The organism is Kaarinaea lacus, from assembly GCF_975902315.1.
The window spans coordinates 1-3340 of record NZ_CDLKIE010000464.1 but is presented as its reverse complement, the minus strand read 5'-3'; the positions used below and the strand labels follow the sequence as shown (position 1 = coordinate 3340).

Genomic DNA, 3340 nt, shown 5'->3' with positions numbered 1-3340 from the left:
GCGTACGGCCAGCACCGCAGCGGCGAGTGATCCGCTCTACAAGGTCCAGGTCGGGCCGCTGAGCTCGGAGGCGGACGCGGATGCGCTCGGCCGGCGGCTGGCCGCGCTCGGTATCGCCACCCCGGTGGTGGTCACCCCAGTAAATGCGGTGATGATTCGTAGTGAAGGAATGGTAATACTGGAAAGGAACAATTCAGCCAGGGGATTTGCGTAGCGTAACGCCAGCCAAAACGCCGCTACCCAACCGATCAGGGATAACGCCTCGCGCACGAAGCCCCTCATCAGGCTGAAAAGAGCTGATAAAACAATAATGCCGGGTATGACGTAATCGACCCACACCATAATTTACGTTTACCTCAACGTTTACCTTATCTTTGCGTCTAAAAATTAAGGTTTTGACTGTACCGCCTGGCTTTACTTAGCACTCAGTGGTTATTCATTGAATGCTTTTCGGCTGGATTTCAAAGATCTCGATCCACTCTAATTATAGCTTAATAATCAAAGGTTACAGGTTTTTAATTAAGGTAATATCTGAAACCTTTGATCATATAACACCCTGATCCGGTGCTTTCCAAATCTAACGAATCGTTTACTGAATTTTACCACCGCCACAAACCAAAACCAAAATAATCGATTGATTGGCCTCGATTATTTACCGGGAAATGCCATCACCAAACCATCGATTCTGGTTTCTTTTTTCAATTTTATTTTAAGTTCGCCAGCCAACTCACGCGTTAATTCCGGACCAACCCGTACCCGGTAACTGGTTTTCCCATTGCGTTCATAGGCTTCTACGAAGCTGGCATGACCATTTTTTCGCAGCTTGTCGCGCAGCTTCAGGGCATTTTTTTCAACGGAAAAGCTACCCAACTGTACCACCCAACCGGAAACAATCGGTTGTTTTACTGCTGGTTTTGCCACTGGTTTTGCTGTTTCCACTTTCGCGGTTGTCGTGGGCGTCGTGGTGGTTGTTGTCGTGGTCGATGCTGTCGCAGTTTTAGCGGCAGGCTTGCTTGTTGTTTCCTGTTCAACCGGCTGAGTTTTTTCGGGTTTTGCTGATGCTGCAACCGTGGTGGTCTTACTGGCAGGCTTTGTTTCAGTTACAGTTGCTGTCTTTTTATCAGTATCTGGGGTTTCAATGACCGCTACATCGCCTTTATCTTTCACCGAATCAGGTTTTACTAACGCTTGCGGTTTCTGCTGATCATCCTTTGACGCTGCAGCTGGTTCCGGAATGGGCTCTAACACAGGCTCTGGCAGGTCTTTTTGCTCCAGGGGCAACACTGCAGGTGCCTGTATTTCATATAAAGGTTTTGGCGGAATGTTCGTTGGTATTTCACCGGTCGTCAAACCGTCAGTACCGGTTAATAACATCGGGATAAAGATGATGCCCAGGGAGATTAATACGATGGCGCCGACCAATCGCTGTTTGAGTATAGCTGTCACGAGTTTCCTGTTTGTTGTCCTGGATGTGTGATGAATAGGCGAATTATACGCTGGCCCACCGGGTATTTTATAGTATTTCCGAAACAACGTAGAACGAGCCGAATACCACCACCCGATCCCCTTCTGATGCATTTGCAATTGCCGATTCTTTAGCCAATTCAATGGACGAATGGCAGGCTACAGGCACTTGAATATGCGCCTGATGTAAAACAGCTTTAATCTCACACGCTGCCATAGCACGATCAACCTTTAAATCTGCAAGATGCCAGTCATCCACGACCTCACGCAAGGCATTAACAATTCCAGCGACATCTTTATTTTGTAGCACACCGAATACCGCATGAGTTTTTCCAGTGCAGGACATTTGTTGCAATGTGCTGGCAAGCGCTTGTGCAGCCTGTTCATTGTGCGCAACATCGGCGATCAATGTTATCTTCCCTGGAATCACCTGGAAACGCCCAGGCGCAGTCGCCGTGGACAGCCCCACGCGAATATTGGCACTACTGACTGGGAAGCGATCCTCCAGCAACTGTAGAACCATCAACACCGAGGCAGCGTTGTTCAATTGTATGTCACCCCGTAATGCAGGCCGGGGTAAGGCATGGCGCGCTCGCTTTTCGGATCGCCATTGCCATGTTGACGCTTCCACCTGGCAATGGAAATCGCGATTTAGCAGATACAATGGTGATTTAATTTTCGTTAAATGATCTATTAATGTCTGGGGTGGATCCGTATCACCACACACAGTTGGTCGCTGTGATCTGGCGATACCTGCTTTCTCCAGAGCCACCGACTCGCGCGTATCTCCCAACCAATCCTGGTGATCAAGGCCAATGCTGGTGATTAACGCCACATCGGCATCCAGTACATTCACTGCATCCAGACGACCACCCAAACCAACTTCCAGGATAGCAACATCAATATCAGCCTCCTGAAACAATGCAATCGCAGCCAGGGTACCAAACTCAAAATAGGTTAACGAAATATCATCCCGGGATTGATCGATACGTTCAAACACCGCACACAAAGCAGTGTCGGAAATTTCTTCACCGTTTATGCAAATCCGTTCGTTATAACGGTGAATATGCGGTGAAGTATAAGCGCCTACTTTAAAACCTGCGCTGCGATAAATCGCATCGAGCATGGCGACACAAGAACCTTTACCATTGGTGCCTGCCACGCTAATAACCGTAAAACTGGGCTCCCCTAATTGCATGCGTTGCATCACGGCCCGCACACGATCCAGGCCCAGATCAATTTCAGAGGGATGTAAAGTTTCCTGCCATTGAAGCCATTCTTGTAAAGTGGTGAAGCGCATGGGTGCGCGTGGCTGTATTAAGGCGTGGGCTGATGGGTTAACATGGTTAATACGCTGGCAATACGATCACGCATTTGTCGACGATCGACGATCATGTCAATAGCGCCATGCTCCAGCAAAAATTCACTGCGTTGAAAACCTTCCGGTAAGGTCTGGCGAACCGTTTGTTCAATAACGCGCGGACCAGCAAAACCAATTAGCGCATTAGGCTCTGCAATATTAATATCACCCAACATGGCCAAACTGGCTGATACACCGCCCATGGTGGGATCGGTCATCACTGAAATGAAGGGAATGCCGCGTTTTTGCATTTTGGCTAAAGCAGCACTGGTCTTGGCCATTTGCATGAGCGAAAACAGGGCTTCCTGCATTCGCGCGCCACCACTGGCAGAAAAACAAACCATGGGAATATTATGTTCGATGGCGGTATTTACTGAACGTACAAACTTTTCACCAACTACAGAGCCCATTGAGCCACCCATGAATTTAAATTCGAAGGCAGCCGCGACCAACGGTACTTTCTTTACCTGCCCCATCATACTAATCAAGGCATCTTTCTCATCGGTAGATTTTTGC

At 48.4% G+C, this 3340-nt stretch carries 4 protein-coding genes and 1 pseudogene; 1 reads left to right on the top strand and 4 read right to left on the bottom strand.

Translation table 11 applies throughout. The features are described 5' to 3' along the window. Positions 1–58 precede the first annotated feature (58 nt). Positions 59–214, top strand: a complete 156-nt coding sequence (locus ACWVCM_RS14365) for a hypothetical protein (RefSeq protein WP_455202449.1) — start codon at positions 59–61, stop codon at positions 212–214. Here the strand turns inward: ACWVCM_RS14365 and ACWVCM_RS14360 are convergent. The 4 genes and pseudogenes from ACWVCM_RS14360 to ACWVCM_RS14345 all read right to left on the bottom strand — a co-directional run. Then, positions 169–282, bottom strand: a pseudogene (locus ACWVCM_RS14360) (CvpA family protein); the annotation flags it as partial. The gene ACWVCM_RS14365 and the pseudogene ACWVCM_RS14360 overlap by 46 nt on opposite strands. 366 nt (positions 283–648) lie before the next feature. Beyond that, on the bottom strand, positions 649–1446 hold the full coding sequence (locus ACWVCM_RS14355; protein WP_455202448.1) for an SPOR domain-containing protein: 798 nt from the start codon (positions 1444–1446) through the stop codon (positions 649–651). Between the two features lie 67 nt (positions 1447–1513). Then, positions 1514–2764 (bottom strand): bifunctional tetrahydrofolate synthase/dihydrofolate synthase, encoded by a 1251-nt coding sequence (folC, locus tag ACWVCM_RS14350; protein ID WP_455202447.1) that lies wholly within the window; start codon positions 2762–2764, stop codon positions 1514–1516. A 17-nt stretch (positions 2765–2781) separates the two neighbouring features. Continuing rightward, a partial coding sequence (locus ACWVCM_RS14345) for an acetyl-CoA carboxylase carboxyltransferase subunit beta (protein WP_455202446.1) occupies positions 2782–3340 on the bottom strand: 559 nt, incomplete at its 5' end.

Excerpts from the sequence above, each read along its gene's own strand:
- folC (WP_455202447.1), bottom strand. The coding sequence starts at position 2,764 with ATGCGCTTCACCACTTTACAAGAATGGCTTCAATGGCAGGAAACTTTA.